The following is a 23,566-nucleotide window of genomic DNA, read 5'->3' on the forward strand; positions in this document are numbered from 1 at the left end:
AAATAATTAACCGCGCTTCCCGAAGCTCATTCCATGACCGGAGCACAAATTCAGGTGGATGCGGGCGCGCTTGACGGCGCGATCCCGCACATGCGCGGTGTCGACATCGAGCGGGCCGCAAAGGCCATCATGAATTGGTCCATCACCATCAATGTGGTGGCATCGATGGGGACCCTCAACACTGCCCTATTGGCAGTGGAACAGACCTATCTGCAGCAGTTCGCTGCGCTGTCGATGTGGATTGTGCTGATTTATGCAAGCGCGTTTGTGCGACCTAATCTGCGGCTCGGGTTCAACCCCGACTTGATCGGGATCGTTTCATTCTATGTCCTTGCCGCCATTTCCGTGTTTTGGACGAACCTGAGCCTCGCGGCCATCATGAAAAGCGCGGCTCTTGCAATAACGACCCTCGGCGCATTCTGTCTTATCACGCGACTGGATATTGACGACATTGTCAAATCGGTCACTCGGGGCCTGCTGGTACTGGTTGCGGCATCCGCTTTTTTCGCGGTGTTCGTGCCGGACATAGGAGTTGACAGCAGTTGGATGCACAACGGCCAATGGCAAGGTGTTTATGAGTCAAAGCAAACACTAGGCTTCGTTGGAGCCTATCTCATGTTCTTTGCCTATTATCGAAAGACGACAGGGCAAAGATGGCTACCCTTCCTTGTCACGTTCTTGCTCGCTTCAACGTGCGTCCTGGCTTCGGGCTCGCGAGGCGCCGGTGCGGTGGCGTTGGCGGCCTGCGGATTGCTGTTCACCTCCTTGCGGTCGGTGAATTGCATGAAAGTCTATGCGGTGTTGCCCTTTGTCATGTGCATCATGGCGGGCTTGCTGATCCTGTATTTCTACGTGACCGGATACGACTCCATCCATTTGTTTGACACGACGATCGACTTCACGGAGAGAACCTTCATTTGGCAGTACGCGATCAGCCACTTCGACGATGCGCCCTTGCTTGGCTTTGGAATAAACGGATTTTGGACGACCCAATCGATCTATGATTATTTCGAGCAGAATCACGGTTGGGTGCTCGACAACTACCACAGCGGCTACATCACCGTTTTCATGGAAACGGGGCTTTTGGGTTATTTGCTTTTTGCGGCGAGCGTCTTCCTGTTTTCGAACAAGGTGCTCCATCTGATTTCATCCCGATCGATCGATCGGTTTCATTGTGCCCTGATCATAGGATTCTCCGTCCTCAGTTTTCAGACCAATTTTACGGAGACGATATTCCTCCGTTCCACGATGTTTACATCGGTGCTGTTGCTGGTCTTCTTCCTCGCAACCTGTCGGCCGGTGCTGCAGGAAGATCACGGCTATCGTGAGTTGGCGCAGGAATGATTGTTATCCTTGCCCGTTGGCCAAAAGCGTTCAGATTTCCGCTTCTGGCATCGGTCTTTGCAGCGTGGATATCACAGGCCTACGGAGCCGAGCAGATCGCATTCCGCGATGCCGCGGGCTTGGGACGTGGCATCAATATTCTGGGGTATGATGGCATCTGGGAAGGGGCCGAGAATGCGCCATTCCGCTTAGAGAACCTGACCGCAATTCAAAGGGCTGGCTTCTCGCATGTCAGAATCAATTTGTTCGGCTTCAAGCATATGGATTCGGATAACATCCTTGATGAAGCCGTCTTGAAGCGCCTCGATAGAGTTATCGAAGAGGTTCTTGCAAGGAAGCTCATTCCCATTCTGGATGAGCACGACACCGATTTTTGCCAGCGTTATATCTCACGATGCGCCGAGAAGCTCAAATCGTTCTGGAAGCAGATCGCGTCGCGCTATGCAGGGAAGTATCCTGCGCTTGTATTCGAAATTCTGAACGAGCCCGGGGGACATATGACCTCGGCCGAATGGAACTCACTGCTCAATGAATGTCTTGGCATTATCAGGGTTACGAACCCAGAGCGAACTGTCATTGTCGCTGTTCTCAACACCGACGATGCGCCTATTCACGAGTTGACTCTGCCGGCTGACGACAGAAAACTGATCGTGACTTTTCACTATTACGCGCCGATAAGGTTTACCCATCAAGGCGCGCCATGGTCGCGAACATTTTCGACGATCGGTCCGCTGGATTGGGGAACCCCTGAGGACGAAGCGAGAGTTGTCGCTGATTTCACCAGAATCAATCTCTGGTCAGTGCGGGAGAAACGTCCGATCTATCTCGGCGAGTTCGGGGTTTATGAGCGCGCGCCATCTGAAAGCCGCCAGAGATACTTGTCGTTCGTGGCGCGAAACGCTGACCGATTTGGCTGGGCATGGGCCTACTGGCAGTTCGACCACGATTTCGCTGCGTTCGATAGCGCCCGTCAAATGTGGAATCGGGACATTTTGCGCGCTCTCATTCCGTCGGGGCAGTGAAGCATAGTCGCTGGTTTGGAGAAGAAAAATTGAGCGGAAGCGGGGAGAGCCGAGCCAAGGATGACGTCGCCGCCTATCGGGCCGTCGAACTGATCTACCATTCCTATCTGACGGGCCTCATCCTGATGCTGTCGTCGCGCGCCGGCGCCGCGCGAGCGGCGGAGGTGGTGTTTCGGACCTTCCGACGCCAGCAACTGGCCCGCTTTGTTCCGGGATTGAAAAAGCTCGGGCTCGACAAGCTTCCGCACGCGGTAGCGTGCGCGCAATACCATTATCTTTCAAACCAAGTCGGCGGCGTTAAGGTCGAATATGTTTACGAGAGCGACCAAAAGGCCTGGGTACGATATCCGCCGCCGCGGTGGATCTGGTCGGGCACCGCGATCTGCGGCATTCCATCGGAAGTGTCGCGCGCGATGCTGCGCGGATGGCACGCCAATAATGGCGTCGTCCTCGGTAATCCGCGGCTGGGCTTCGTCTGTACGGGCCAAACGGTCGACGGACAGCCCGGCCTGGAAGGCTACTACAAGGAGTGGGATCACGACCTCACGCCCGATGAACGGCTGCAGTTCTCGCCCGGCGAGCAATGTCCCACGTTTCGGGTCGATCTTGCGCCACGGCTTGCCGAAAACACCTGGCCCGAAGAGCGCCTTCAAAAGGTCCTGCGCAACTACGCGATGGAATACATCACGTCGATCGTGCCGGAAACCATCGCGGTGCTCGGTCCCGAGGAGGGCGGCCATCTTGCCGGCGCTGCGGCGCGGCTGGTCGGGATGCACACCTTTGACGACGTTGCATCGTTGCTCGGTGGTGTCGGTCCCGGCGCCGAGGGCTTCGCCAGCGCCTTCGCGCGCATTGCCCGTGGGCAGGGCGACGACGCCGAGTTGCGCGTGCAGGGCGCGACCGCGATGGTATGGCAGACCTCATGGCGCCTGATGGCAGAACGCGGGCCGATGTCTCCCGCGGTGTTCGATGCCTGGAACGAGCTCTGGGTCGGCGCCGCGCTCGCGCATGATCGTTTCATGCGCGTCGACATGACGGAGCGCCGCGATCGCGGCGATCCGTCCTGGTGCTGGCAATTCCGGTGACGAGGTGGCGGGCGCCCCGCCTGACGATCGGCGGCCTAACTTCGCTTCCTTGATACTCTATCGAACGCGAGGCTCGTTGCGACGCCGAGCAGGCTCCAGAACAGGAGTCCGGTGAGCACGACGGTCACCACGAACTGGTGCGAAAGCGACGCTGGCACCTCGGCATGAGTCTCGGGCGCAACAGGGGCGCCGACGAGATGCGGGATGACGATGAGTATGACCCCGAGGACCGCAGCCCACGGCTCCGAGCGCAGGATCAGGAGGTAGAGCGCTGATGCTGTCAGAGCGGCGGTTGCGATCCACCAGATTTGCCGCGCGGTGAGATCGGCGACCGGCAGGCCCGGCAACTCCGGAGGGAGGCCAAGACCAGGCGCCGCGACAAAAACGGCGAACCCGGCAAGGCCCCAAAACAGACCTTCGCGCCAATGGACCGGTCGTTGCCGAAGCGCATAGATGCCGGTGAGCAGGAGGCCGAAGCCGATCGCGGTAAGGACGTTGGCGGCGACGGTGAGGGCGCTGCGCTGGAAGCCCTCCTCGGGCTCCCATTCCGCATCGTGATGATGGTCTACTTCAGCGCTGCCGGCGTGGGAAGCCTTGTGGTGTGCATCGGCCGCAGCCTTCTCGAAGACCTCGCTCTTCTGGATCAGCGGCACCGTTCCGAAGAACTGAACCACCGATATCAGCGCGCCGACGATCAATCCGGCAAGCGATGCCGCAAACACGATCGATCTGAAGACGTGCATCTGTCGTCAGTGACAGGGGAAAGCGTTGGCATGGCGCACGTCGTGGGCGGCGTTATGGACGGCGCTGATGTGCGAAAAGCCGACCATGCCGACGACGAACAAACCAAGAGCCATCGCCAGAACGGCCTGAACGATGACATTCGTTCCGGTGGCAACGGTGGTAAAATTGGCTGATTGCGTCTGCTGCATGATGATCCTCGTTCGGCAAGTCATTCTAGCCCACGGCATCATCAGATGCGACCGAATTTTTTAGCTGGCGACGGACGTCGCGGCTGGTGAGATGAAAGTTGTCCGTTTCCCGGATGCTTCTCGCGGCCAGTTTGGCGCGGGCCGCCGCTTCGAACGAATCCCGGTGTATCAGGTAGAAATCGATGCACTGCTGCGGCGAAGGCATGCAGCCCAGCAGCGTCCGGAATGCGCGCCGGTGCATGACGCATATGCCCATGTGTCCGGAGGGACGGAATGCCAATGAATCGATGTCGCTGCGCCAGATCGGTTCGCCTTCGTCAGACATCGACGATTCACTCGAACATAGGCGCAGATCACATGGCCGACCGGATGACGGCAGCAACGCCGAGCAGGAAGCCGACCTCGAACACCTGCTCGATGGCTCCGAGTACGTCGCCGGTATAGCCGCCGATCGATCGTCGCGACCACAGCGTGACCGCAACTGCCAGTGCGATGCCGCAAGCGATGCCGCCAATAAGCGCGATCGGGGCATGCGTGCCGGAGGTCGCGGCGAGCGGTGCCAGCGCGAGTAGCACGACGATCGTCGCGAAACCGATTTCGCCTGCCCGGAGCGGAGAGGGCGCATAGGCCACCTTCATCGCGGAGGTGTTGCCCGCATATTTCATCCAGCCAATGATCGGCAAGCCCACGGCGCGGCCGCCGGCTGCGCTCGCAATCAGCGCCGCCGCACCAATCCACGGCGGCATCTCGGCGACCGCCGCGACACGCAATGCGACCGCGAAGATCAGCGCGAGCGTGCCATAGGTTCCGATCCGGCTGTCCTTCATGATGGTGAGACGCTGTTCGACCGTCCAGCCGCCGCCAAAGCCATCGGCGGTGTCAGCCAGGCCATCCTCGTGGAACCCACTGGTGAGAAGGACGCTTGCCAACACCGCCATGAGCGCTGCGATCACTGGTCCGAATACGAGCGAGGTCAGCAGAAGAGCCGCCGCCGAAACGAAGCCGACGATTGCACCGACCAACGGGAAAAACTGCGCCGAGCGGACCAGCCACTCGGAATCAGGCGCATCGTTCGAAGCGCCGACAGGAATGATGGTGAGGAATCGGACCGCGTCGCGAAGACGATCCAGGCTCATCTAGATCCTTCCTTCCAGCACATCGCTGAGGTCGGCGACGTCGGTCAGCAGGCGGGACGCGGCGCGCACCAGCGGGACCGCCAGTAGTGCGCCGGTGCCCTCGCCAAGTCTCATGTCGAGAGCGAGCAACGGCTGTGCCTGAAGTGCCGCCAATACGATGTCGTGACCTTTCTCGGCCGACCTATGCGCGAAGACGCAATAGTCACGCGTCGCCGGCGCCAGCCTGACGGCGACGAGGGCGGCGGCGGACGAAATGAAGCCGTCGATGAGGACCGGCCGGTGATGCGCCGCTGCGCCAAGCGCTGCGCCTGCCATCATCGCGATCTCGAGGCCGCCGAATTCCCTGAGCACCTCGAACGGCGCGGTCGCATCGCTGCGATTGGCTGCCTTGTGGATGGCAGCGCGCTTCCGGGCCATGCCCGGCTCGTCCTGGCCTGCGCCGACGCCGATGCAGTCATCCAGGGGAGCGGGCGCCAGCCGATGCACCAGGAGCGCGGAAGATGCGGTGTTGCCTATTCCCATCTCGCCGAGCGCGATGATGTCGGCGCCATCATCGATTTCACTGGAAGCTATGGCAAAGCCGGCCGCGAGCGCCTTGTGCGCGTCCTGGGCCGACATCGCTGCCTCACGCGCAGAATTCGCGGTGCCGGTCCGAATCTTGATGCTGAGGAGGTCGGGATGGGAAGGCAGCTCGCTGGCGACGCCGGCATCCACGACGCGGATCCCGACATCTGACGCGGCCGCAAAGGCGTTGGCGCTGGCTCGGCCTGCGAGATAAGTCCTCACCATCGCGGCCGTGACGGCGGACGGATATTGCGAAACGCCTTCTTCCGTCAATCCGTGATCACCAGCGAAAACGAGCAGAACGGCCTTTTGCAGCGTTGCAGCAGATGGATAGGCGATCATGCCAAGCTGCAGCGCCAGGTCTTCGATTCGTCCCAGTGAGCCCGGCGGCTTGGCTTTGCCGTCGATTCGCGCGCGCATCGTTGTGGCAAGCGTCTGATCGAGCGGAGCGATTGCGGGAATTTGCCAGTCGGATGGGATTTGGAAGGTCATGGGCTCCTCGTGCGCGCCTTAAGTGACCGAAGCAGACGGGCGGGTCAACTGCGGTTGACCGCCGTCGCGGGGACAGCTAGCGTGGCGGCGATGGTCCTTCCTTCGGGAAGGTGAAAAAGGGAAGTCGGTGCAATGCCGACGCTGCCCCCGCAACTGTAAGCGGCGAGCCAAAGCCGAGGCCACTGGGATGACCGGGAAGGCGGCGAAAGGCGACGACCCGCGAGCCAGGAGACCTGCCATCGCGCATTGTGCTTTGGAGGTTCGTCGGGCGGGGTGCACCGGACGGAATGAGTTCGATGGTCTTCCACCGTCGAACGCGATCCAACAAAGCTCGCGGCCGTCATGGCCCTGACTTGAGCATCGTGATGGATCGCAACGACGTCGATCAGCAAGATACTGATTCTCGCCCGGGCGAATATTTGCCGCCGACTGCGCCCGGCGGTCCCGTCGTCGTGAGCGTATGCGTCACCTGCAAGACGTCGGAGGGCGTGTTGGCCGGGCCCGCCATGTTCGACGCGATCCGGGTCGCTACAGGCAAACGCGATGCGGCCGTTCAGGTTCGGCGCGTGCAGTGCTTGAGCGTGTGCAAGCGGCCGACCACGGTCGCGGTTTCGAGCTCGGATGGTTACACCTTCCTCTTCGGCGATCTCGAGCCCGAGGGCGCTGGTGCCGTCGCGTCTTTCGTCGATTCCTATCGCAAATCGACGTACGGCTTGGTGCCGTGGCGCGAGCGCGCCGAGATCCTGCGCAAGGGGATGGTGGCGCGGCTGCCGCCCGTTCGCTGGTCGCCCGAAGATGGCAGCGCTCCGAAATGACTGATCTCTCGACCACGCTGGTACTGGGCGGCGCACGCTCGGGCAAATCGGCTTTTGCCGAGCGAATGATTGCCGAAAGCGGCCTTGCTCGCGTGTATCTGGCAACAGCTACCGCAGGCGATGGGGAGATGCAGGACAGGATCGCGCATCATCGCAGCAGGCGCGGTTCGGATTGGACGACCGTGGAGGAGCCGCTGGCACTCATCGATGTCCTGACGCAGGTATCGCGACCCGGCTGCGCGGTCCTGGTCGATTGCCTGACACTCTGGCTCTCCAACCTGATGCTCGCCGGGCGTGACCTTGATGTCGAGGCGAATCGGCTCGCGGAATTTCTTGGCGTCGCCGCAAACCCCGTTGTCCTGGTGTCGAACGAGGTCGGTCTCGGCATCGTGCCCGAAACCAGGCTCGGCCGCGATTTCCGCGATGCGCAGGGCCGTCTCAATCAGATGGTCGCCTCAAGCGTTGCCAACGTCGTGTTCGTCGCGGCCGGCCTTCCGCTGTGGCTCAAACGTTCCTCTTAAGGAGTCCTGAAATATGTCCCGTGTTCCAGTCACCGTGCTCACCGGTTTTCTCGGTGCCGGCAAGACGACACTGTTGCGCTCGCTTCTGACGCAAGCCGACGGCCGCCGCATCGCCGTCATCGTCAACGAGTTCGGAGATGCCGGTTTCGACGGCGGTCTTGTCGAGGAATGCGCGGCCAAGGCCTGTGCGCCCGGCGACATCGTCGAGCTGACCAATGGCTGCATCTGCTGCACGGTCGCCGACGATTTCATTCCGACCATGGACAAGCTGCTCACGCGCGACGAGCCGCTGGACGCGATCGTGATCGAGACCTCAGGCCTCGCGCTGCCGCAGCCACTCTTGAAAGCGTTCGCGTGGCCTGCGATCCGCACGCGCGCAACCGTCGATGGCGTGGTGACGGTCGTCGACGCGTTGGCGCTATCAGAGGGACGCGTCGTGCTCAACGAACATGCGGTCGCGGCCCAGCGCGCCGCGGACGAGGAAATCGATCACGACGACCCGATCGAGGAAGTGTTTGAGGATCAGCTCGCCTGTGCCGACCTCGTGGTCCTTTCCAAGAGCGATCTGGTGTCGCCGGATGTGCTCAGCGGCATCGAAGACCGGCTTAGTGCACAATTGAGGCAAGGTGTCCGTGTCGTACGCTCCCATGGAGCGCTTGCGCCCGATGTCCTCATCGGGATGAAAGCCGATGCCGAGAATGACCTCGCTGCGCGGGCCGGGCATCACGGAGAGGAAGAGGAGCACGATCACGACGATTTCGACAGTATCGTCGTAAGGCCTGCGGCGGCCGAGAGCGTCGAGGCGATGCGCGCGCGGGTCAGCGATGTCCTGACTCTTGCGGGGGTGCTGCGCGTCAAGGGCCATGCGCGCATCTCCGAAAAGCCTGCGCCGATCGTGGTGCAGGCGGTCGGCAGCCGTGTTGAGCTGGCGTTCGCCCGGCCCGACGCCAGGCAGGCCGAGCATCTTGTCGTGATCGGCCTGAAGGGCTTCGACGCCGATGCCGCACGTCGGGCGCTTGCGGGATAGCCTTTCGAAGGGCGATCAATGCATCTGAAACTCGACAGTGGCGGCAGTATCGACGACGGAGATGTCGCTCGCGACCTCGGGCAGGAAACCGCCGACATCGTGATATTGTCTGCCGCGGACAGTGATCTTGCGGCCTTCGGCGCTGCACATGCGGCATTGCCTGCGGACTTCCCGAGTGTCCGTCTGACCAATCTGCTGGCTCTTGGTCATCCCGCCTCTGTCGATCTCTATGTCGAACGCACGCTCAGCGAAGCCAAGATCGTCGTTCTTCGGATGCTTGGCGGCGAAAGCTATTGGCCGCACGGTGTCGAAAGCCTTCGGCGCGATGCGATCCAGCGCGGGACGTTGTTCGCCTGCATTCCCGGAGAAACCGACTGGAACGCCGCATTGGCTGCGCGCGGCACGCTGGGCGCCGACGAGACCTATGAACTGTGGCGTTATTGTACCGAAGGCGGCATCGACAACGCGCAGTTGGCGCTTTGCTTCGCTGCGAATCTGATCGGCTACGGCAGCAGGCCGCCGTCGGCGCGGCCAATGCCGGCCGCCGGCTTCTGGAACGGCGAACCTGCCACGGACCAACGTCCCAACGCTGTCGTGATCTTCTACCGCGCCCTCGTCGCGGGCGGCGATACCGCCGCGATCAATGCGCTGTGCTCGGCGCTGGGGGCGCGCGATCTCAATGCAGTCGGGCTCTATGTCACGAGCCTCAAGGACGAGCGTTCGATCGCGTTCCTGCGCACGGCGCTCGCCGCGCACCCACCTGATATCATCGTGAACGCAACAGCCTTTGCGACGGCGACCGCGCGCGAGAATGCGGGGATATTGTCCGAGACCGATTGTCCCGTGCTGCAGGTCGCTCAGGCTGGCATGTCCCACAAGAGCTGGGAAAGCTCGACCCGCGGCCTCAATCCGCGCGACCTTGCTATGCATGTGGTCCTGCCGGAGGTCGATGGGCGCATCTTCGCCAATGCCATCGCATTCAAGGAAGCCGGCCAGAGCATTGGCTCCTTCACGCCGACGGCCTTTCGGCCGGTCGAAGATCGCGTGGCGGCGACGGCCGATCTTGCCGCTGCGTGGGTGCGGCTACGCCGTACGCCAGCGAGCCAGCGACGGGTCGCCATTGTCCTCGCCAATTATCCCAACCGCGACGGCCGTCTTGCCAACGGCGTCGGTCTGGATACGCCGCAAAGCCTGATCGGAGTCCTCGCTGCGATGAGGAACGAGGGGTACGAGATTTCCGGCGCACCCGATGATGCGGCCGACATGATGCGGTTGTTGCAGGAAGGTCCGACCAATGCGCTCGGAGACCGCGCCTTGCGGCGTGGTGGCGCATCATGGGCGTTTGCGGAATACGGCGCGGCATTTAGTGCACTCTCTCCCAATGTTCAGCGTGCGGTCACGGAGCGTTGGAATGATCCCGTCCATGATCCGCATGTCGCCAATGGCGTGTTTCGTCTTGGCCTGCATCGCTTCGGCAACGTCGTCGTCGGCGTACAGCCGGCGCGAGGTTACAACATCGATCCCAAGAGCTCCTATCACGATCCGGACCTCGTTCCGCCTCATCACTATCTGGCATTCTATCTTTGGCTGCGCCGCGTGTTCGATGCCCGCGCGATCGTGCATCTCGGCAAGCATGGCAATCTGGAATGGCTGCCGGGCAAGAGCACCGGGCTTTCCGCCGATTGCCTGCCGGACGCGGTGCTCGGCCCGTTGCCGCATCTCTATCCATTCATCGTGAACGATCCCGGCGAAGGCATCCAGGCCAAGCGCCGGACATCCGCAGTTATAATCGATCATCTGACGCCGGCGGTGACCCGCGCCGGATTGCATGACGATCTGGCGCGGCTGGAATCGATGGTGGACGAATATTCGGTTGCGACCGACCTCGATCCGAAGCGCGCGGCTGTGATCGCCGAGGACATTCTTTCGACGGCGCGGGCCAAGCAGCTCGATGCAGACGCCAACCTGACGCGCGACATGCCGGTCGGCGAGGCGCTGCGCGCTCTCGATGCGCATTTGTGCGACATCAAGGAAATGCAGATCCGCGACGGACTCCACGTGTTCGGGCGCGCGCCCGATTCGAGACAGTGCGCCGATCTGCTCGTGTCGATCGCGCGCGTGCCACGCTCGGACCGCAAGGCTGAAGACGCCTCGCTGCATCGCTCGCTGGCTCTCGATCTCGGCCTTGTCGATTTCGACCCGTTGACCCGCGACCTCGCTGGCACATTCATAGGGCCACGGCCGGCGGTCCTAGCCGGGCTCGGCTCGGGCTTGTGGCGGACGACGGGCGACACAGTCGAGCGGATCGAAGAACTGGCGTTGCGGCTGGTCTTGGGTGAGATGAAGCCAGACCCATCATGGGTACGCACAGAAGCAGTGCTGAATTGGGTCGAGACGAGATTGCGGCCGGCCATCGACGCGAGCCCGCCGCAGGAGATGATGGCGTTGCTGCGCGGCCTTGACGGTCGCTTCGTGCTTCCCGGTCCCTCGGGCGCGCCGACGCGCGGCAGGCCTGATGTGCTGCCGACGGGCCGCAACTTCTTCGCTGTCGACGTGCGCGCGGTGCCAACGCCCTCGGCATGGCAGATCGGGCAATCGGCGGCCGAACGGCTCGTCGAATCCTTCTGGCAGGAAACCGGCGAATGGCCACGGACGATCGCGCTATCGGCCTGGGGGACCGCCAACATGCGCACCGGCGGCGATGACGTTGCGCAGGCGCTCGCCTTGATCGGCGTTCGGCCAACGTGGGAGGAGACCTCCGGACGGGTGACCGGCTTTGCGATCACGTCCCTGTCTGAACTGAAGCGTCCGCGCATCGATGTCACGTTCCGTGTGTCAGGCCTGTTTCGGGATGCATTTCCGACCCAGATGGACATCATCGCGAGCGCAGTGGCGGCGGTCGCGGAGCTCGACGAACCTGATGACGCCAATCCCATCGCGGCGAATGTTCGCCGACGGCGGCAGGCGCTGGAGGCAAGCGGCATCAGCCGCGACATCGCTGAGCGACGCGCCGCTCATCGCGTGTTCGGCTCAAAGCCCGGCGCTTATGGCGCGGGGCTGCAAGCCTTCATCGACGAAGGCGGCTGGAACGATCGCGCCGATCTGGCCGACGTCTATCTGGATTGGGGCGGCTATTCCTATGGCGCGGGGGCTGAGGGGAACGCGGCCCGCGACGATCTCGTCGCGCGGCTGGCCGACGTCGACCTGATCGCGCAGGCCCAGGACAACCGCGAGCACGATATCCTGGACTCCGACGACTACTATCAGTTCATGGGCGGACTGGCTGCAACAGTATCGACATTGCGCGGGCAGGCACCGCGCATCGCGCATATCGATACGTCGCGGCCGGAGATGCCGGCGGTACGACCGCTGGCGCATGAGATATCGCGCGTGGTGCGGGGCCGCGCCGCTAACCCGAAATGGATCGCCGGCGTCATGCGACACGGCTACAAAGGCGCGTTCGAGATGGCCGCGACCGTTGATTATCTGTTCGGTTTTGCCGCCTCGACCGACGCGGTCTCAAATCATCACTTCGATCAATTGTTCGCAGCCTATCTCGAGGACGACCCGGTGCGAGATTTCATCGAGCACTCCAATCCGGCCGCGCTCCGCGAGATGGCCGCCCGGTTCGCGGAAGCCATCAGGCGCGGATTATGGACGCCACGCTCCAATCGCGCCGCGGATTTGATTGCCGAAAGCCTGCACGAAGCAAAGAGAGAAATCGCATGATGGATCCATCCGACGTAGCCGACGACGAGAACGCACGCCATCGCGAGAAGGCCCGGAAGCACAAGGCCGCGCGCGACAAGATCATGGCGACCAAGACCGGCGAAAAGGGGCTCTTGATCGTGCATACCGGAACCGGCAAGGGCAAGACGTCAGCCGCGCTCGGCATGGTGTTTCGGCATATCGGTCACGGCTATCCTGTTGCTGTCGTGCAATTCACCAAGTCGCCGAAGTGGGATACCGGAGAAGCGCGGGTATTGGCCAGGTTTCCGGAGCTCGTGACATTGCATGTGATGGGCGAAGGGTTCACTTGGGAAACGCAGGATCGCGAGCGCGACATTGCAGCCGCCCGGAAGGGTTGGGAGCGCGCCAAGGAACTGATCCGCGACGATCGCCACCGCATGGTCCTCTTGGACGAACTCAACATTGTCCTCCGTTACGATTACCTTCCGATCGACGAAGTGCTTGCATTTCTCCGTGCCGAGAAGCCGGCTGACAAGCACGTCGTCATCACCGGCCGCAACGCGCACGCGTCGCTGATCGAGATGGCCGATCTGGTCACCGAGATGACGCTGGTCAAGCATCCGTTCCGATCTGGGGTGAAGGGTCAGAAAGGGATAGAATTCTGATGGCGCGGCCGACGCCGGCGCTGATGATCCAGGCCACCGGCTCGAACGCTGGGAAGTCGACTGTTGTCGCGGGCCTGGCGCGCGCGCTGGTGAGGCGCGGCCTCACGGTCGCGCCGTTCAAGCCGCAGAACATGTCGAACAATGCGGCGGTGGCGGTCGATGGCGGCGAGATCGGCCGCGCGCAGGCGGTGCAGGCCCGCGCCGCGCGGATGGCACCAAGTGTCCATATGAACCCGGTGCTGCTGAAGCCCGAGACCGACACCGGTGCGCAGGTGATTGTGCATGGCCAGCGACGCAGCACGCTTCGGGCGGCCGATTATCTCGGAAAGAAGGCGGCGCTGCTGCCCGCTGTGCTCGACAGTTTCGCGCATCTTGCCCGAGCCGCCGATATTGTGCTCGTCGAAGGCGCGGGCAGTCCGGCCGAGATCAATTTGCGCGCCGGCGATATCGCCAACATGGGTTTCGCCACGGCAGCCGGCGTACCCGTGGTGCTGCTCGGCGACATCGATCGCGGCGGTGTCATCGCCAGTCTCGTGGGGACCCATCTCGTGCTGGAAGCCGAGGAGCGCGCGCGCATTCATGGCTTCCTGATCAACAAATTCCGCGGCGATCCCAGGCTGTTCGACCAGGGCCTCGAAGCGGTGACGCGCATGACCGGTTGGCCCTCGCTGGGCGTGGTACCGTGGCTGCCTCAGGCCGCCTGGTTGCCTGCCGAGGATGCCGTTGATCTCGATCGCGTGCAGATGTCATCCGCGCAGAAGGTCATCGTCGTTCCCGTGCTCGCGCGCATCGCCAATTTCGACGATCTGGACCCGCTGGGCATGGAGCCCGGTGTCAGGCTGGTATTCGTGCGGCCGGGCGAACCGATCCCGGCCGACGCCGATGTCGTGATCCTGCCCGGCAGCAAATCGACGATCGGCGATCTCGCCTTCCTGCGCGCGCAAGGCTGGGATATCGACATCAAGGCGCATGTTCGGCGCGGCGGTCAGGTGCTCGGGCTGTGCGGCGGCTACCAGATGCTTGGCCGGACGATTGCTGATCCCGATGGCATCGATGGCCCGGCGGGCACGGTCGAGGGACTCGGGCTGCTCGATATCGCCACGACGATGGATGCCCATAAATCGACGACGCTTGTGCAAGCCGTTCATTGTGCCACAGGCAGCCCGATCGAGGGCTATGAGATTCATCTCGGCCGCACCAGCGGTGCAGATTGCGCGCGCCCGGTGGGCATGATCGCCGGCCGCCCGGATGGTGCCGGCTCGGCCGATGGCCGCGTGCAGGGGACGTATCTGCATGGGTTGTTCGTCAATGACAGCTTCCGAAAGGCGTGGCTCGCCAATCTCGGCATCGCTTCGTCTGTCGCTTATGAAGCGCAGATCGAGTCGGCGCTCGACGCGCTGGCCGATCATCTGGAAGCGCATCTCGATATTGATCGCATGCTGGAGATCGCACGGAGCCGTCAAACCACTGGCGCCAGCGCCGCATAGATCGCTGCTTCCAGCGCGCAGGCGGTAATCAGCAGCTTCAGCGCGTGGCGGATGTCGGAAGGACCGGCGTCCATCCGTGCGCCGGCATTGAGGAAGGGGTCATCGACGAGGCGGTCGCCATAGCGGCGAGGCCCGGCCAGGGCGAGACCGAGCGCGCCTGCCATGGCGCTTTCGGGCCAGCCCGCATTCGGCGATCTGTGCTTTGAAGCGTCGCGCCACATGACTTTGAATGCCTGCGCGACGGAGCCACCTGCAATCGGCGCAGCGAGTGCGATCAGCACCGCAGCCAGTCTTGCTGGGACGAGGTTGAGCAGATCGTCAAGCCGCGCCGCGGCCCAGCCAAAGGATTCGTGGCGTGAACTGCGATGGCCGATCATCGAATCCGCGGTGTTGACGACCTTGTAGACGAACAATCCCGGCAACCCGAGCAGCGCCAGCCAGAACAGCGGCGCGACGACGCCGTCGGAAAAATTCTCTGCGCAGGATTCGATCGCCGCGCGCGAGACGCCGCTGGTGTCGAGCTGTTCGGGATCGCGGCCGACGATCATGGACACCGCGCGCCTTGCCTCGGCAAGTCCGCCGCCGGTGAAGCCGGAGGCGACCCTGTTGACATGTTGATAGAGGCTCCGCTGCGCGATCAGGATGGAGGCCACAAGCCCTTGGGCTGCTTGCCCGAGCAGCGTCCACCCCAGCGTGGCTTCCAGCAGCAGGCCAAGGCCGCCGCAGATCGCGACCAGCAGGCCCGTGGTCAGGCATCCCGCAGCCTTGCGCCGCGCGGCCGACCATTGCTCGCGGTTCAGCGCGCGATCGAGCAGGTCGATCACGGAGCCCATCAGCGTCACCGGATGAGGGAGACGCCGCCACAGCAAATCCGGATCGCCAATAAGCGCGTCGAATGCGATCGCCAGCACAACGATCAGGATCGTCTCGCTTCCCGCCAGCATGTCATCGCGCCACGCGGCTTAGTTCGGAGACGAGGCGTTCCAGCGCCTCCGAAAGCATCGGCCCGCCGCAGACAGTCAGTTTCTCGGGGATCACCAGGCGTTTCGGCGATGGATAGAAGCGCTCCAATGCAGGATGCAGCAGGAATGCTTCGCCTTCGTCCTCCGCGAAGTCGCCGCCGTCAGATACAAGGAGCAGATCGGGCCGCAGTTTCACGATCGCCTCCAGCGACGCAAAGCCTCCAAGCTTGTAGCCGAAGTCACTTGCCGCGTTGTTGAGGCCGATCGTGGCCAGCATGGAACTGATCAGACTGCCGCCGCCCGAGACCCAGCCGCGCCGCGACAAGGCGAGCACGCGATAGGATCGCTGCGATACCGCCTCCCTGGCGTGCTGGATTGCCGTGTCCAACCGCCGTATCTCGGATGCGGCGCGATCGGTCTGATGCAGGAGTTCGCCCATTTTCCGAATCTGGCTCTTCACGTCCTCCAGCGAACGCGCAGCGTCGAATTCGATCACGCGGACGCCCTTGTCCTTCAGCAGCTCCCGTGTTGCGCGCTTGGTGAACTTGCCAGCGACCACGGCGTCCGGTTGCAGGATCAGCACATCTTCTGCTTCGCCCGATAGTCGAGGATAGGCTGCGGCCTTTTCCGCGTTCCAGGAGCGGGCGGGGTCACGCGAATAGGGACTGAGGCCGAGAATTTGGCCCGGATCGGCCAGCGCCAGCAGCAGTTGGTCCGTGCACACATTGATGGAAGCGACGCGTGGCAGATCGGCTGCATGTGCTCCGAACAGTGCTGCGAGTAACAAGAACGTTGCGCCGATCGCCGGCCGCGTTAGGCCAACAAGGGTCTCGCGCAGGAGCGCGATTGATGGCATGAAGCGATCATGAAGCACGGCGGTGATCTGACGGAAGCTATTGCGCACCACGGCGGCGAGCCTGCGGACTGGCTCGACCTGTCGACCGGAATCAATCCCTGGCCGTGGACGATTCCGGACTCCATTCCAGGCAGTGCGTGGACGCGCCTGCCATCGCGGGCCGACGAACAGGACCTCCTCGCCGCCGCACGCGAAGCTTACGGCGTACCCGACGATGCAGGCATCGCAGCCGCCGCCGGCACGCAGACCCTCATTCAATGGATTCCGCATCTCGCCGGATCCGGAGCGGTCGCGATCGTCACTCCCACCTATGGTGAGCATTCGGCTGCGTGGAGCAGCGGAGGCCGAGAGATTATTGCATTGAATGATCTCACCGCGCTGCCTGACCGCGCCATTCACGCTGTCGTCGTCAATCCCAACAATCCGGATGGACGTATCGCGGACCGCAGGGCGCTTCGGCATGTTGCCGAACGGCTCGATCGTCGCGGAGGCTGGCTGGTTATCGACGAGGCCTTTGCTGATGTCGATCCTGGCATCAGCGCTGCCGCGATGAGCGCCGATCTCCCCATTCTCGTACTGCGTTCCTTCGGCAAGTTCTATGGGCTCGCCGGACTTCGCCTTGGCTTCGTGATCGGCCGACGCGACATCGTCGAACGTATCTCCGCGGCGCTGGGTCCATGGTCGGTCTCCGGGCCGGCGCTTTGCGTGGGCACAGCCGCTCTGCGGGATCGATCCTGGGCTGATGCGATGCGTGCGAAGCTCGCTCGGCAGTCGAGCAAGCTGGATCAGGTCCTGACAGCGGCCGGCCTTCAGCTCGTCCGAGGGACGACGCTCTTTCGCCTTGCCTCCCATCCCGATGCCCCGACGTTGCACACCGAATTGGCCCGACGCCACATCTGGTGCCGGAGCTTTAACGGCGCACGCGAATGGCTGCGATTTGGCCTTGCGTCGGACGATGGTCTCGATCGCCTGGCCAGCGCGCTTGGTTCGGTCAAGTAGCGCACCTCGCGCGCGCATCATCACATCCGCTTCACCAGTGGGCACTGAACCCGGCGTAAGCCGCAGGTCCGGTCGTGCCATAGTTGTACACTTCCTGATAGTGCTCGTTGAAAATGTTCTCGCCGCGCAAGTACACCTTCCAGGTCTCATCGATCTTGTATTCAGTGTAGAGATCGACGCGGACGTAAGGGGCGAGCGGCAGCGTCTCGTTTGAACCGCTGTAGCGCGTGGATACCGCGAGCACGCGCGGCTCGATCAGCCAGCCCTCGATCGGTGTGATCGGGAACGAGAATCTCGCCAGGTTTTCCGGCCGGCGCGCCAGCGTCAGACCGGTGGAGAGATCCTTGGCCTGCAGATAGGTATAGGCGGCGTTGAATTTCAGGTAGCCCGGCAGGATATCGACGTTGACCCCGAGTTCCAGTCCGTCGGTTTCGGCACGCGAGACGTTGACGTAGTGCCCGAGCGGGTGCGCCGGATCGGTCACAAAGTCGATCAGGTTGCTGAACCTGTTGCCGAAGCCTGTCAGCGAAACCACAACGCGGCCTCCGAACAGGCTTTGGTCGATGCCGGCATCGTAGCCGAAGCTCTCCTCGGGACTGAGCGCGGAATTGCCATAGGTCGGCGCATAGAGCTGATAGAGCGTCGGGGCCTTGGCGCCTGTCCCGGCGCTCGCATGCAGCTTGGTGCCGGTCTCCGCGATCGTGTAAGCCGCGGTGGTTCGCCATGTCTCGAACCGTGCCACATCGACGACGTCGTCAACCCGGCCGCCCATCGTGATGTTGAGCCGCTCGCCGATCGGCAGTTGCCAGAGCGCAAACACTGAATTGGTGTCTTGCGTGCCTGCGAGCTGCGGCGTCGACGCTCCAGGAATCGGCAATAGGTTGGTGGTGGAGGTGCTCGCCGTTTCATGCTGCACACGCGATCCGACGATGAGCGATCCCAGCGGGCCGACCTTCAGGTTGCCCTGATATTCCAGGCCCGTGCTGTCGCCGACGAAATTGGAGAGGATGGATGTCGTGTTCTGCGGCAGTTTGTTGATCTTGTAGGTGACGTCGTCGAACGAGCGGTCGATATGCGTCTCAAATGCGCTCACGCTATGGGTGAGAATGCCGCCGAACGTGTCGAACGACGCGCGTCCCCAGACCTGTTCGAGCAGGCGCGTCGCGCTCGACGGCGTGTCCGGGAACGTTCCGGAGGCCTGATCATAGGCGGACCGCGTGAATGAGGCCAGCATGCCCGTCTCCAGGCGTACGCCTTCGCCGGAATCGTAGCCGACGCGTGCCGAACCGCCGACGCGGTCGAAGCCATCGCGCTCGAGCGGGCCATACTTGGCTTCGAGCGCGGGGATGCGATAGCCGTAGCGTGAAAAGCCGTTGCTGTGCTGCCCGCTTCCCGTGAACGCGTAGGACCACGGCCCAGAGGTTCCGGTCAGCGCTGCGCTGGTGCTCGCCGTGCCGTAGCTTCCGCCCTCGGTGCTGACGTCGAGTTGTGCCGGACCGGTGCCCTTCTTGGTGATGATGTTGACGACGCCGCCGATCGCGTCAGATCCGTAGAGTGCGCTCTGCGGTCCTTTCAGCACCTCGATCCGCTGGATCGCGCCCGGGGCGAACATCGCGAAATCGAAGTCGCCGCTGGCGGCGGTCGGATCGTTGACCCTGATGCCATCGATCATGACCAGCGTCTGGCCGGTATTGGCGCCGCGCAAGCGCACATTGGTCGTCGCGCCTGGTCCGCCGCTTTCGGTGATATCGAGTCCCGGCACGGTCCGCAGCGCATCGACGAGCGAGGTCGGATTGCTGGTCGCGAGCATTTCGTGCGTGACCACGCTGACCGAGCTTCCGGTCCGGCTCGCCGGCTCCAGTGTACGGTCGGGAGTCACGACCACTTCGGGAGTCGCGGCCGGCGCCTCGTTACCGGGCGCCGGGCGCGCAGGATGGGTCGTTGAAGACCTTTGCCTATTCCTCGGGGCCGGCTTGGACCGGACCTCCGGATTGATGACAACAGCAGGAAGCTGTTCGGGACCCGATTGGGCCATGGCGCCAGTGTGACCGCACGCAGCAACGGCCGCACACCCGGCAAGAAAACGCCGCAAGTTCATTAATGCCCTTCCGCCGACCCACCGTCGAACGAGTTGATACCCGTCAACGGCCGGTCTCCTGGCTTGCGGTCGTCTCGCGATCCGCCTTCCCAAACCTGCTTGGCAGGCCCAGTGGCATCCGGATCGCAAATAGTCCGCTTACAGTTGCGGGGGCAGCCGCGGCATTGGGGAAGATTCCCGCACCGCGTTCCCGTTTCACCCTACAAAGGGCACCGATGACGCGCGCAAAGAAGCACAAGGCGGAGCAAAACTCAAATCGATAACGATCAGAACCCAACAGCATTTTTGCGGATCGCTGATAGCGGCGACCTGGATGACGAACACAGAAAGTTGCTGACAGGCGAAGGGACGGCAGATGGCAAATCCTACAGCCTTATGCGAGCATCACACGTCACCCACACGCGTCGCTAAACTTGGATGATACCGTTCATGTGAGCATCGACAGATTCAACGGAGGAACAGGAAATGTCGGTCCCATGCAAACTCGAACGCAGCCTCCTCAGTCACGACGAATACGAGACGATCCGCGTCACGCATCATCCCGCCCTCTATGACGTCGAGCCGGCTGATCTTGCGGACATGCGATCCCGCTTGCGCAAGATGCGCGACAAGGAGCGAACGCTCGGCCGACAAAAGCGGCGAGAGACGCGCGGGAAAGGCCAGCCTCGCGGCGCGAACTTCCCCGGAACTGCCGATCGTCCATCACAACGCAAGCAGGTCTTTGCCGCGGCACTGAAGCGGGTGAACAGCGAGCTCAGGCGTCTTCACAACCTGGCAGCTCGCACCGCCAATGTCGAAGCGGCTCGAAAGGCTCTCGCGCTGCATCGGGCCGCGGACTTCATTCCCTATCCCTCCGCCGGATCGACCGCCAACGAAGGGATGGTGCCGCGCTTGAGCACACGCCGAAAAAAGATCGTCACGGGCGCGCGAATCGGACGGGTGTCGCAGGCGACGAAAGTCGCCCAGGCGATCCGCGATGCACGAGGGGCGTGAGCCGGCGCTGATCGAGTTGGTGACAGCTTCGCTGCCATCGAGATCTTTGAAAAGCATGGGGGCTCCACCCATCCTACGGAAGGTCTGGACCCGTAATGCCTGTTCTCGACACCCGCGTCGTGGCTTCAGAATTCGGTGGCGCGATCCTGATCGGCGCGCTCTAGGGAATCTTGTCAAGCTCGCCCCCGGGGAATCATGTATTTTCAGGCGCGTCCTCCTTCGGCACTATGGAGATATCCTCAATGAGCGAGGTGATCTCATGCGCTACCTGATGGCACTCTTATCTGCGGCCGGCTTGGTCTGGATTGCCGAAGCTGGTCCCGCTACGGCACGGGACTATCCCTATTGCCTGCAATCTCGAACCACTGGGATTCCGGGAGATTGCTCCTTCCGCACGCGGGCGGCATGTATGGCCGCGGCGTCGGGGCGAGGGGCCACATGCGCCGTCAATCCGCGCGTGGCATTCGGGCGATATCACCGGCGGGGCCGTGTGAACTCCAGCCAATGATCCAATACTCGCTGCGTAACCCGGCGCGATGACTGCCGCTCGAATTGTCTGCGCCTCAGGGCGCAACCAGCTTCTTGCGAATCGCATAGCGAACCAGCTCGGCTGTGGATGACATGCCAAGCTTGCGCATGGCGGACGCCCGATGGGTTTCGACAGTCTTCACGCTAAGCTTCAAGATGGAGCTGATGGCCTTGTTGGTATGCCCCTCTGCAATCAACTGCACGACGTTCTGCTCCCGCGATGTGAGGAGCGCACTCGACTTGTTCTGTTTGTTGAGCTGGTAGTCGGTCAGCAATTTCTCCAACACGACGCTGGTAAAGTAAGGTCGGCCGTCGAGCAGAGCTTCGATCGCTGAAATGAGATGCTTCTTGGCGTCCGATTTGAGCAGGAAGCCACGTACCCCGGTCAGAAGAGCCTCGCTCAAAATCTCCTCACTTTCATGCATGGTGAGGATCAACACTTCCGAACGCAGGCGAAGCGTCTTGATGCGGCGGCTGACTTCCAGTCCGTTTACGAGGGGCATGGAATAGTCGGCGATAATGACGTCCGGTCTCGTTTCCAGCGCCAATGCGATCGCCTGCTCGCCGTCGGGCGCTTCTGCAGTTACAATCCAATTGGAGCGCGTTTCAACGATCGCGCGAAGCCCGGAACGTACGACTTCATGATCATCCGCAATCAGGATGCGTTTCATGGCGTCGTTCCCTTGCGCTGGAACGGTCGATAGCGATAGCCGACAGCGAGGTCAGAAGCATACTCATTGGCTTTCCAGCAGTTATCCCGCAAAACCCTTGGATTTCGCGGGAAATATACTGAGGTCAGCTTAGCCTCCCGGGCTCATGGCAGAACAAGCCGGAACATCAAGCGCCGGATCATGCTTTGGCGTGTCATGCTTCCAGCAGGCGGGCGCGAACCGCGTAGCGGACCAGATCCGCCGTCGAGTGGATATCCAGCTTGCGCATCGCGGCCGCCCGATGCGCTTCGGCGGTTTTGACGCTGAGGTTCAGGATGGCGCCAATGCCTTTGTTGCTGTAGCCCTCCGCAATCAGCTTGACGACCAATCGCTCCCGCGGCGAGAGCCTGTCCCGATCTCCGGTCGAGACCTCGTTCGATTCAGGCGAACAGCTATCGGTGCAAAATGGTTTATGCGCCAGAAGCGACTCAACCGCCGCCAACAACAGCCTGTTGGCATCCGATTTCAATACGAATGCCCGGGCGCCTGCCTCGAATGCCTCCTGCGCCAGCAGGCTGGAATTGTGGACCGTGAAGATCAATACTTCGGTCGGCAGGCGATACTCCCTGATCCGCCGCGCGACCTCCACTCCCGTCATGCGCGGCATGGAGAAATCGACGATCGCGACATGGGGTTGGTTTGCGATCGCCTCGGCAAGGGCCTTGCTGCCGTCGTTCGCCTCAGCAACGACTTCCCAGTCGGCACGTTGCTCCAGAACCGCGCGTAGTCCCGACCGCACCGCTTCATGATCGTCGGCGATAAGAAAGCGCTTCATGGCGGGTTAGCTCCCACTCGTGTTGCGTCGCAGGCTCGACCGGCGCCAGCGAGGCGAGTTCGGCTGTACGATCAGTGAACCCGTTTGCGCGGACCATGATGGCGGGGGCGGCCCTTGGCCGGCGGCGATTTCTCGGTCGCCGGACCGCGCGGGAACACCGCGGATAATGTCGTGCCGGGCTGTCCCGTTCCCGGCTCGGAGCGGATTTCGAGGGTACCTCCGATCTGCTGCAGTCTGACCTTCATTGCGGGAATTCCGACGCCGGGCGGCCCTGCCATCGCGCCGCCGAGCGCCTGGTCGAGCGGCATGCCGCGCCCATTATCGCTGACCCTCAGCCGGAAATGGTCATCGGTCGTCTCGATCGCGATCTCGACTTTCGTTGCTCTTGCATGACGAAAGACATTCGTCAGCGCCTCCTGAACCACCCGCAGCAGGGAGCGCTGCGTGTCGTAAGGTACGCGATCAATCTCGGGCGAGATGCTGGCATCGACTCGCAACGATGTGCGCGCCGCGAACCCTTCCGCATATCTCTCGATTGCTGCCTTCAGCCCGGCAACCGTCAGATTTTGCGGGTGCAGCAGGTAGGCAAAGGCCCGAATTTCCTTGAGTGCCTGATCGATCGACGCATCGATATCGTCGCAAAGCCGCTCGGCATTGGTCGGCTCACTCAAGCTGTTCCGCATCCGCATGAGCCCGAGGCTTGCGGCGATCAAATGCTGGCAGGTCGAATCGTGGAGGTCGGAGGCAATGCGCTGCTGCATGTCTTCCTGAATGGAAACCAGCGTGGCGCCCATGCTCGCACGACCGTCCGAGATGGCTGCAAGGTCGTGGGAGGACGCTCCGTCCATGATCCGATGGCTACCGA

Annotated in this window: 23 protein-coding genes and 2 riboswitches; of the genes, 12 read left to right on the plus strand and 11 right to left on the minus strand. The window is 62.5% G+C overall.

What is annotated here, in order from left to right:
* Positions 1-33: 33 nt before the first annotated feature.
* Genes YY7_RS0101580 through YY7_RS50295 form a run of 3 tightly spaced genes read left to right on the plus strand, consistent with a single transcriptional unit; the run spans position 34 to position 3,451 of the window.
* Positions 34-1,344 carry an O-antigen ligase family protein gene (locus YY7_RS0101580; protein ID WP_028161694.1) on the plus strand — a complete coding sequence of 437 codons (1,311 nt, stop codon included), beginning with the start codon at positions 34-36 and terminating at the stop codon, positions 1,342-1,344.
* Positions 1,341-2,366, plus strand: coding sequence for a glycoside hydrolase family 5 protein (locus tag YY7_RS0101585; protein ID WP_028161695.1), 1,026 nt, complete (start codon positions 1,341-1,343; stop codon positions 2,364-2,366). Before YY7_RS0101580 ends, YY7_RS0101585 begins: the two co-directional genes overlap by 4 nt.
* Before the next feature lie 29 nt (positions 2,367-2,395).
* Positions 2,396-3,451, plus strand: a complete 1,056-nt coding sequence (locus YY7_RS50295) for a hypothetical protein (RefSeq protein ID WP_035688910.1) — start codon at positions 2,396-2,398, stop codon at positions 3,449-3,451.
* A gap of 35 nt (positions 3,452-3,486) precedes the next feature.
* On the opposite strand, the gene YY7_RS0101595 is transcribed toward YY7_RS50295, so the two are convergent.
* Genes YY7_RS0101595 through cobT form a run of 5 tightly spaced genes read right to left on the minus strand, consistent with a single transcriptional unit; the run spans position 3,487 to position 6,575 of the window.
* Entirely contained in the window at positions 3,487-4,194 is a 708-nt protein-coding gene (locus tag YY7_RS0101595) for a CbtA family protein (RefSeq protein WP_028161696.1), read from the minus strand.
* A gap of 6 nt (positions 4,195-4,200) precedes the next feature.
* A complete protein-coding gene (locus YY7_RS0101600; protein ID WP_028161697.1) occupies positions 4,201-4,383 on the minus strand; it encodes a CbtB domain-containing protein in 183 nt (60 codons plus the stop codon).
* A gap of 25 nt (positions 4,384-4,408) precedes the next feature.
* Positions 4,409-4,708 (minus strand): hypothetical protein, encoded by a 300-nt coding sequence (locus YY7_RS0101605; RefSeq protein ID WP_028161698.1) that lies wholly within the window; start codon positions 4,706-4,708, stop codon positions 4,409-4,411.
* 28 nt (positions 4,709-4,736) lie between these two features.
* Positions 4,737-5,519, minus strand: coding sequence for an adenosylcobinamide-GDP ribazoletransferase (gene cobS, locus YY7_RS0101610; protein WP_028161699.1), 783 nt, complete (start codon positions 5,517-5,519; stop codon positions 4,737-4,739).
* Complete coding sequence (gene cobT, locus YY7_RS0101615; RefSeq protein ID WP_028161700.1) at positions 5,520-6,575, minus strand: nicotinate-nucleotide--dimethylbenzimidazole phosphoribosyltransferase; 1,056 nt, start codon at positions 6,573-6,575, stop codon at positions 5,520-5,522.
* Between the two features lie 74 nt (positions 6,576-6,649).
* Positions 6,650-6,830, plus strand: a riboswitch (cobalamin riboswitch).
* Positions 6,831-6,940: 110 nt separating this feature from the next.
* On the opposite strand from cobT, the gene YY7_RS50300 reads away from it, so the two are divergent.
* Genes YY7_RS50300 through YY7_RS0101645 form a run of 6 tightly spaced genes read left to right on the plus strand, consistent with a single transcriptional unit; the run spans position 6,941 to position 14,780 of the window.
* Positions 6,941-7,390, plus strand: coding sequence for a DUF1636 domain-containing protein (locus tag YY7_RS50300; RefSeq protein ID WP_080663539.1), 450 nt, complete (start codon positions 6,941-6,943; stop codon positions 7,388-7,390).
* Positions 7,387-7,911 (plus strand): bifunctional adenosylcobinamide kinase/adenosylcobinamide-phosphate guanylyltransferase, encoded by a 525-nt coding sequence (gene cobU / locus YY7_RS0101625; RefSeq protein ID WP_028161701.1) that lies wholly within the window; start codon positions 7,387-7,389, stop codon positions 7,909-7,911. Before YY7_RS50300 ends, cobU begins: the two co-directional genes overlap by 4 nt.
* 13 nt (positions 7,912-7,924) lie before the next feature.
* A complete protein-coding gene (gene cobW, locus YY7_RS0101630; RefSeq protein WP_028161702.1) occupies positions 7,925-8,938 on the plus strand; it encodes a cobalamin biosynthesis protein CobW in 1,014 nt (337 codons plus the stop codon).
* 18 nt (positions 8,939-8,956) lie between these two features.
* Positions 8,957-12,667 carry a cobaltochelatase subunit CobN gene (gene cobN, locus YY7_RS0101635; protein ID WP_028161703.1) on the plus strand — a complete coding sequence of 1,237 codons (3,711 nt, stop codon included), beginning with the start codon at positions 8,957-8,959 and terminating at the stop codon, positions 12,665-12,667.
* Entirely contained in the window at positions 12,664-13,293 is a 630-nt protein-coding gene (gene cobO, locus YY7_RS0101640; protein ID WP_028161704.1) for a cob(I)yrinic acid a,c-diamide adenosyltransferase, read from the plus strand. Before cobN ends, cobO begins: the two co-directional genes overlap by 4 nt.
* Positions 13,293-14,780: a cobyric acid synthase gene (locus YY7_RS0101645; RefSeq protein WP_028161705.1), complete on the plus strand. Its 1,488-nt coding sequence runs from the start codon at positions 13,293-13,295 to the stop codon at positions 14,778-14,780. Before cobO ends, YY7_RS0101645 begins: the two co-directional genes overlap by 1 nt.
* Here the strand turns inward: YY7_RS0101645 and cbiB are convergent.
* Complete coding sequence (gene cbiB / locus YY7_RS0101650) at positions 14,753-15,724, minus strand: adenosylcobinamide-phosphate synthase CbiB (RefSeq protein ID WP_028161706.1); 972 nt, start codon at positions 15,722-15,724, stop codon at positions 14,753-14,755. The two genes, YY7_RS0101645 and cbiB, sit on opposite strands and share 28 nt — an antisense overlap.
* 1 nt (position 15,725) lies before the next feature.
* On the minus strand, positions 15,726-16,598 hold the full coding sequence (locus tag YY7_RS0101655; protein WP_080663521.1) for an ABC transporter substrate-binding protein: 873 nt from the start codon (positions 16,596-16,598) through the stop codon (positions 15,726-15,728).
* A 9-nt stretch (positions 16,599-16,607) separates the two neighbouring features.
* On the opposite strand from YY7_RS0101655, the gene cobD reads away from it, so the two are divergent.
* Complete coding sequence (cobD, locus tag YY7_RS0101660; protein ID WP_028161708.1) at positions 16,608-17,597, plus strand: threonine-phosphate decarboxylase CobD; 990 nt, start codon at positions 16,608-16,610, stop codon at positions 17,595-17,597.
* Between the two features lie 31 nt (positions 17,598-17,628).
* Here cobD and YY7_RS50305 read toward each other — a convergent pair whose 3' ends face one another.
* Positions 17,629-19,476, minus strand: a complete 1,848-nt coding sequence (locus tag YY7_RS50305) for a TonB-dependent receptor plug domain-containing protein (RefSeq protein WP_196237203.1) — start codon at positions 19,474-19,476, stop codon at positions 17,629-17,631.
* Positions 19,477-19,726: 250 nt separating this feature from the next.
* A riboswitch (cobalamin riboswitch) is annotated at positions 19,727-19,927 on the minus strand.
* Between the two features lie 233 nt (positions 19,928-20,160).
* Here YY7_RS50305 and YY7_RS0101670 point away from each other — a divergent pair.
* The gene (locus tag YY7_RS0101670; protein ID WP_028161709.1) at positions 20,161-20,688 is read left to right on the plus strand and encodes a hypothetical protein; all 528 of its coding nucleotides are present in this window, start codon (positions 20,161-20,163) and stop codon (positions 20,686-20,688) included.
* A 271-nt stretch (positions 20,689-20,959) separates the two neighbouring features.
* A complete protein-coding gene (locus YY7_RS57685) occupies positions 20,960-21,196 on the plus strand; it encodes a DUF3551 domain-containing protein (RefSeq protein WP_245287161.1) in 237 nt (78 codons plus the stop codon).
* 55 nt (positions 21,197-21,251) lie between these two features.
* Here the strand turns inward: YY7_RS57685 and YY7_RS0101675 are convergent, their stop codons facing one another.
* From YY7_RS0101675 to YY7_RS62900, 3 genes are all read right to left on the minus strand, one after another.
* Positions 21,252-21,887, minus strand: a complete 636-nt coding sequence (locus YY7_RS0101675) for a response regulator (protein WP_028161710.1) — start codon at positions 21,885-21,887, stop codon at positions 21,252-21,254.
* Positions 21,888-22,080: 193 nt separating this feature from the next.
* Complete coding sequence (locus tag YY7_RS0101680) at positions 22,081-22,701, minus strand: response regulator (RefSeq protein ID WP_028161711.1); 621 nt, start codon at positions 22,699-22,701, stop codon at positions 22,081-22,083.
* Between the two features lie 71 nt (positions 22,702-22,772).
* Positions 22,773-23,549 (minus strand): sensor histidine kinase, encoded by a 777-nt coding sequence (locus YY7_RS62900; RefSeq protein WP_051396430.1) that lies wholly within the window; start codon positions 23,547-23,549, stop codon positions 22,773-22,775.
* Positions 23,550-23,566 lie beyond the last annotated feature (17 nt).

Origin of the sequence: Bradyrhizobium elkanii WSM2783 (genome assembly GCF_000472865.1) — a bacterium.
GTDB lineage: Bacteria > Pseudomonadota > Alphaproteobacteria > Rhizobiales > Xanthobacteraceae > Bradyrhizobium > Bradyrhizobium elkanii_A.

Bases quoted from the DNA above. Each gene is read 5' to 3' on its own strand.
- YY7_RS0101680 (WP_028161711.1), bottom strand. From the start codon at position 22,701: ATGAAGCGCTTTCTTATCGCCGACGATCATGAAGCGGTGCGGTCGGGA.
- cobD (WP_028161708.1), top strand. From the start codon at position 16,608: ATGAAGCACGGCGGTGATCTGACGGAAGCTATTGCGCACCACGGCGGC.
- YY7_RS0101580 (WP_028161694.1), top strand. From the start codon at position 34: ATGACCGGAGCACAAATTCAGGTGGATGCGGGCGCGCTTGACGGCGCG.
- YY7_RS50300 (WP_080663539.1), top strand. From the start codon at position 6,941: ATGGATCGCAACGACGTCGATCAGCAAGATACTGATTCTCGCCCGGGC.
- cobS (WP_028161699.1), bottom strand. From the start codon at position 5,519: ATGAGCCTGGATCGTCTTCGCGACGCGGTCCGATTCCTCACCATCATT.
- cobN (WP_028161703.1), top strand. From the start codon at position 8,957: ATGCATCTGAAACTCGACAGTGGCGGCAGTATCGACGACGGAGATGTC.
- cobO (WP_028161704.1), top strand. From the start codon at position 12,664: ATGATGGATCCATCCGACGTAGCCGACGACGAGAACGCACGCCATCGC.
- YY7_RS0101600 (WP_028161697.1), bottom strand. From the start codon at position 4,383: ATGCAGCAGACGCAATCAGCCAATTTTACCACCGTTGCCACCGGAACG.
- YY7_RS57685 (WP_245287161.1), top strand. From the start codon at position 20,960: ATGGCACTCTTATCTGCGGCCGGCTTGGTCTGGATTGCCGAAGCTGGT.
- YY7_RS62900 (WP_051396430.1), bottom strand. From the start codon at position 23,549: ATGGACGGAGCGTCCTCCCACGACCTTGCAGCCATCTCGGACGGTCGT.
- cobT (WP_028161700.1), bottom strand. From the start codon at position 6,575: ATGACCTTCCAAATCCCATCCGACTGGCAAATTCCCGCAATCGCTCCG.
- YY7_RS0101670 (WP_028161709.1), top strand. From the start codon at position 20,161: ATGTCGGTCCCATGCAAACTCGAACGCAGCCTCCTCAGTCACGACGAA.
- YY7_RS0101645 (WP_028161705.1), top strand. From the start codon at position 13,293: ATGGCGCGGCCGACGCCGGCGCTGATGATCCAGGCCACCGGCTCGAAC.
- YY7_RS0101655 (WP_080663521.1), bottom strand. From the start codon at position 16,598: ATGCCATCAATCGCGCTCCTGCGCGAGACCCTTGTTGGCCTAACGCGG.
- YY7_RS0101675 (WP_028161710.1), bottom strand. From the start codon at position 21,887: ATGAAACGCATCCTGATTGCGGATGATCATGAAGTCGTACGTTCCGGG.
- YY7_RS0101595 (WP_028161696.1), bottom strand. From the start codon at position 4,194: ATGCACGTCTTCAGATCGATCGTGTTTGCGGCATCGCTTGCCGGATTG.
- cobW (WP_028161702.1), top strand. From the start codon at position 7,925: ATGTCCCGTGTTCCAGTCACCGTGCTCACCGGTTTTCTCGGTGCCGGC.
- cbiB (WP_028161706.1), bottom strand. From the start codon at position 15,724: ATGCTGGCGGGAAGCGAGACGATCCTGATCGTTGTGCTGGCGATCGCA.
- cobU (WP_028161701.1), top strand. From the start codon at position 7,387: ATGACTGATCTCTCGACCACGCTGGTACTGGGCGGCGCACGCTCGGGC.
- YY7_RS0101585 (WP_028161695.1), top strand. From the start codon at position 1,341: ATGATTGTTATCCTTGCCCGTTGGCCAAAAGCGTTCAGATTTCCGCTT.
- YY7_RS0101605 (WP_028161698.1), bottom strand. From the start codon at position 4,708: ATGTCTGACGAAGGCGAACCGATCTGGCGCAGCGACATCGATTCATTG.